Below are 3677 nucleotides of genomic sequence, written 5' to 3'. Positions count from 1 at the left end.
GGCGATAATTATTTTTTATCGTACGTTTGTTACATAGTTTAAACCTGGCACATTGGAAAATCTTGCGGTAAAGAAAGTATTTGATTTCAGTTTATTACGGCGCATATTCTCATTCGCGGCTCCTTACAAACGATCCTTTTACATCTCCATGATATTAACGGTAGTGCTGGCCGCTATTTCCCCGTTGCGACCATACCTGATCCAGGTAACGGTAGATAAGTATATAGCCGGCCAGCTGATGCAGATGCTGATCCTGGTAACGATTGTGCAAATCGGGTTGCTGCTGGTGGAAACCGTGGTGCGGTTCTTTTTTTCCTACCTCACCAACTGGCTGGGACAGTCTGTGGTAAAAGACCTGCGCGTAACAGTGTATAAAAAGATTGTACACCTGAACCTGGCATTTTTTGATAAAACCCCCATTGGTACGCTCACCACCAGGACGATCAATGATATTGAGGCCATTAACGATGTGTTTTCCGAAGGCATTATTTCTATTGTGGCAGATCTGCTGATGATCATTGCCATACTGGTAGTGATGTTTATGGAAGACTGGCGCCTGACCCTCATCAGCCTGTCGCCTTTCCCGGTGCTGATCTTTGCTACTTACATTTTCAAGGAAAGCGTAAATAAGTCATTTTACAGGGTACGTAATGCAGTGTCGGCCCTGAATGCCTTTGTGCAGGAACACCTTACAGGAATGGTGGTAGTGCAGGCATTTACCGCAGAAAAAAGGGAGTTCGCCCGTTTTAAGCATATCAACAAGGAACACCGTAAAGCGAATATCGATGCTATTTTTGCCTATTCCGTTTTTTTCCCGGTGGTGGAAATTATCCTGGCCATTTCACTGGGATTAATGGTATGGTGGGGAGCCAACAAAGTATTGAATTACGAGGTTACCCAGGGTGTTATGATCGCTTTCATTATGTACCTGAATATGCTGTTCCGCCCGCTGCGGATGCTGGCAGACAAGTTCAATACACTGCAAATGGGTATGGTGGCCAGTGAGCGGGTGTTTAAAGTGCTGGACAACCAGGATTATATCCCGGACAGGGGACACCAGTCCGCAGAAAACATGAAAGGGGCTATTACCTTTAACAATGTGAGCTTTGCGTATGTAGATGAGCGTTATGTGCTGAAAAATATCAGTTTTCATGCAAAGCCGGGCGATACGGTGGCCATTGTGGGACATACCGGTTCCGGTAAAACCACTATTATCAGTATCCTTAACCGGTTGTATGAAATACAGAAGGGAAGTATTAAGATAGATGATATTGAACTGCCCGCTTACTCCCTGGAATCGCTGCGCAGTAAAATTGGGGTGGTATTGCAGGATGTGTTCCTGTTTGCAGGATCTGTTTATGATAACATCACGCTGCATAACGGTAATATCAGCAGGGCAAAGGTAGAAGAGGCTTCCCGGCTGATAGGGATCCATGATTTTATTATGCAGTTGCCAGGTGGGTACGACTACCAGGTGATGGAGCGGGGAAGCACACTTTCCCTGGGCCAGCGGCAGCTGATCTCTTTTGTGCGGGCGTTGCTGTACGATCCTGCCATACTGGTGCTGGATGAGGCCACTTCTTCTGTGGATACCGAATCGGAAATGATGATCCAACAGGCGATCGACAAGCTGATTGCCGACCGTACCGCTATCATTATCGCTCACCGGCTTTCCACCATTAGTAAGGCCGATAAAATTATTGTGCTGGATAAGGGGGAAATTAAGGAGATGGGTACCCATGAGGAGCTCCTGAAACTGGAAGGCTTTTATTTCAAACTGCATAGTATGCAGTTCAATGTGAGCAAGGTATAGAGGCGTTATTTGAGCTATAGCCAGCCTCTTGTGATATAAATTGTATACCAGTTATGGTGGCGGGTGTGAAATATCACGAAGCGGGGCCAAATGAATGATAAAAATATTAATATGAAATAGTTTCCCGGGCTGTTGATTTCGACAGCCTTTTTTAATTAAAAAAAGGGTCATTTTTTACCTGCAATAGCCTGGTTATCAATATAATTACAATATATCTTACTTTTTTTCCGTAGTCGCTTAATTTTGAAGATAAAAACGAGTATCTTTGCGCAAAATTTCAGAAAACGGTGATTTCTTTCAATTGGTTCAAACATAGAATGGTAGCACTTGTGATGGTTTTAGGCCTTCACAGTTTTAGTAATTTTTCCTTTGCACAGGAGGTTTCCCACCATGAAACAGCTACAGCTGCGTCTCATGAAGGAGAAGAAGGTAAGGGGGGAGAAGAAGGTGAGACTAAAAAATTTGATGCTAAGGAAGTAATTCTCGGACACGTAAAGGACGCTCACGACTGGCACCTGTTCAGCATGGGCGAAACCCACGTAACCCTCCCGTTACCGGTAATTATTTACAATACTGTACGGGGAACTTCTGTATTTTCCTCTTCTAAATTTGAACACGGTCATAAAGCATACGACGGTTACCAGCTGGTAAATTCACACTACCTGCATGAAAAAGGGCTGGATCCTGCCAAATACCTGGACGGTCAGGTGATTGCAGTAGATGCTAACGGCAACCCTACCGATGAGAAGATCTACGATTTTTCCATGACCAAGAATATCACTTCCATGATCCTTGCCGCTGTATTGCTGGTAGTGCTGATGCTGAGTGTAGCAAAAGCTTACCGGGTGCGTGGAGCAAAGAAAGCGCCGAAGGGCTTCCAGAGCCTTATGGAGCCGGTGATCATTTTTATGCGCGATGAAGTGGTAAAGCCTAACATTCCCGGTAAACATGCAGAAAGGTATACGCCTTTTATTCTCACCATATTCTTTTTTATCCTGATCAACAACCTGCTGGGACTTTTACCCGGTTCGGCTAACGTAACGGGTAACCTGGCGGTAACTTCCGCACTGGCTATCATCAGCTTCATTGCTACCATGTTCAGCACCAATAAACACTTCTGGGGTCACATTTTCAATCCCCCGGTTCCTTTTGGCGTTAAGTTCATCCTGGCGCCGGTAGAGCTGATTGGTGTATTTACCAAACCGATATCACTGATGATCAGGTTATTTGCCAATATGCTGGCAGGTCACATTATTATCCTGAGTATTATATCCCTGGTGTTTATTTTTGGATCTTTAAATAAGGTAGCAGGTTACGGCTTCCTGCCTATCACTGTTCTGTTTAACATTGTGATGATGATGCTGGAACTGCTGGTAGCATTTATCCAGGCGTTCATCTTTGCTAACCTGACAGCCGTATTTATAGGCCAGGCCATGGAAGGTGCACATGATGAGGCACACCATTAAGCACACGGAATTAACTTTTAGCCTTTCGCCCGAAAGTTAAATGCCAACCGCTTTTTATTAGTTCGAAATTTTTTATAATTCAAATACATATTCATTATGGCACTTTTGTCTATTTTATTGCAGGCTGCTGCTGCATCTGGTCTGGCTAAAGCTGGTGGTGCTGTTGGTGCTGGTATCGCAGCTATCGCTGCTGGTATTGGTGTTGGTAACATCGGTAAGAGCGCTCTGGAGTCTATCGCTCGTCAACCAGAAGCTGCTAACGACATCCGTGCGAACATGATCCTGGCTGCTGCGCTGGTTGAGGGTGTTGCTCTCTTCGGTGTAATCGCTGGTCTGTTGGCGGTAGTTCTGTAAGCCAAACTTTTTACTGCATCCGGCGCACAGGGCAATGGATGCAG

General features: G+C 45.0%; 3 protein-coding genes. All 3 read left to right on the top strand.

Annotated features, from left to right (window positions below; all coding sequences use genetic code 11):
* The first annotated feature begins 52 nt into the window (after positions 1-52).
* The 3 genes from VN105_RS05140 to atpE all read left to right on the top strand — a co-directional run bounded on the left by VN105_RS05140 (position 53) and on the right by atpE (position 3633).
* Complete coding sequence (locus VN105_RS05140) at positions 53-1813, top strand: ABC transporter ATP-binding protein (protein ID WP_325638588.1); 1761 nt, start codon at positions 53-55, stop codon at positions 1811-1813.
* 332 nt (positions 1814-2145) lie between these two features.
* A complete protein-coding gene (gene atpB / locus VN105_RS05135; protein ID WP_325638590.1) occupies positions 2146-3279 on the top strand; it encodes a F0F1 ATP synthase subunit A in 1134 nt (377 codons plus the stop codon).
* A gap of 96 nt (positions 3280-3375) precedes the next feature.
* On the top strand, positions 3376-3633 hold the full coding sequence (atpE, locus tag VN105_RS05130) for an ATP synthase F0 subunit C (protein WP_079471016.1): 258 nt from the start codon (positions 3376-3378) through the stop codon (positions 3631-3633).
* Positions 3634-3677: the final 44 nt, after the last annotated feature.

This window comes from Chitinophaga sp. (assembly GCF_035564935.1).
Lineage (GTDB): Bacteria > Bacteroidota > Bacteroidia > Chitinophagales > Chitinophagaceae > Chitinophaga.
This window is presented reverse-complemented; position numbering and strand designations above follow the sequence as displayed.

Coding starts and splice junctions, on each gene's coding strand:
- atpB (WP_325638590.1), top strand. CDS start 2,146: ATGGTTTTAGGCCTTCACAGTTTTAGTAATTTTTCCTTTGCACAGGAG.
- atpE (WP_079471016.1), top strand. CDS start 3,376: ATGGCACTTTTGTCTATTTTATTGCAGGCTGCTGCTGCATCTGGTCTG.